Genomic DNA, 726 nt, shown 5'->3' with positions numbered 1-726 from the left:
TGAGCCAGGATCAAACTCTCAAATAAAAGTTTATCAGGCTCAGATACTATTGTTATCAAAATATCTGGCTTTATGGTTTGTTTCTTGTTTATAAATTAACCTACTGTTTAATTTTCAAAGTTCTTTAAATTATTGTGGTGGGCCATCAGGGACTCGAACCCCAGACCTACCGGTTATGAGCCGGGCGCTCTAACCAACTGAGCTAATGGCCCACAATAATTTGGTGCCGAAGACCGGAATCGAACCGGTACGAGAGGTAAGTCCCGCAGGATTTTAAGTCCTGTGCGTCTGCCAGTTCCGCCACTTCGGCACATCACCTGGCTATGTCCTACTCTCCCAGGCAGTTTCCCACCAAGTACCATCAGCGCTAGAGAGCTTAACTTCTGTGTTCGGAATGGGAACAGGTGTATCCTCTCTGCTATAATAACCAGATTATTGTCTAAATTTTCATTTAACTTTTTTCTAAGACAAGTATTATAATAACATCTTTTTCTTATTATGTCAATGCTTTTTTTATTCGATTTTTTAGTTTATAAAACTATTAAAAATCTATAATCCTTGACAAGTTTAAATATATAGAGTTAACACTCTAAAAACTGCACATATATCTTAATGAATGAACATCAAATAAATATTGGTCAAGTCCTCGACCTATTAGTATCGATAAGCTAAATACATTGCTGCACTTACACCTTCGACCTATCAACCAGATAGTCTTTCTGGGGT

General features: G+C 37.7%; 2 tRNA genes and 2 rRNA genes. All 4 read right to left on the bottom strand.

The features are described from left to right. Positions 1-135: 135 nt before the first annotated feature. Positions 136-212: transfer RNA gene (locus KGF42_RS19095), tRNA-Ile, on the bottom strand. Between the two features lie 9 nt (positions 213-221). Next, positions 222-310, bottom strand: a tRNA-Leu gene (locus KGF42_RS19090). Between the two features lie 5 nt (positions 311-315). Continuing rightward, positions 316-432, bottom strand: a 5S ribosomal RNA gene (rrf, locus tag KGF42_RS19085). A gap of 202 nt (positions 433-634) precedes the next feature. Beyond that, a 23S ribosomal RNA gene (locus KGF42_RS19080) occupies positions 635-726 on the bottom strand; the annotation flags it as partial.

This window comes from Clostridioides sp. ZZV15-6383, from assembly GCF_020657735.1.
Taxonomy (GTDB): domain Bacteria; phylum Bacillota; class Clostridia; order Peptostreptococcales; family Peptostreptococcaceae; genus Clostridioides; species Clostridioides difficile_D.
The sequence above is the reverse complement of the archived record's forward strand: the minus strand, read 5'-3'. Positions and strand labels throughout refer to the sequence as shown.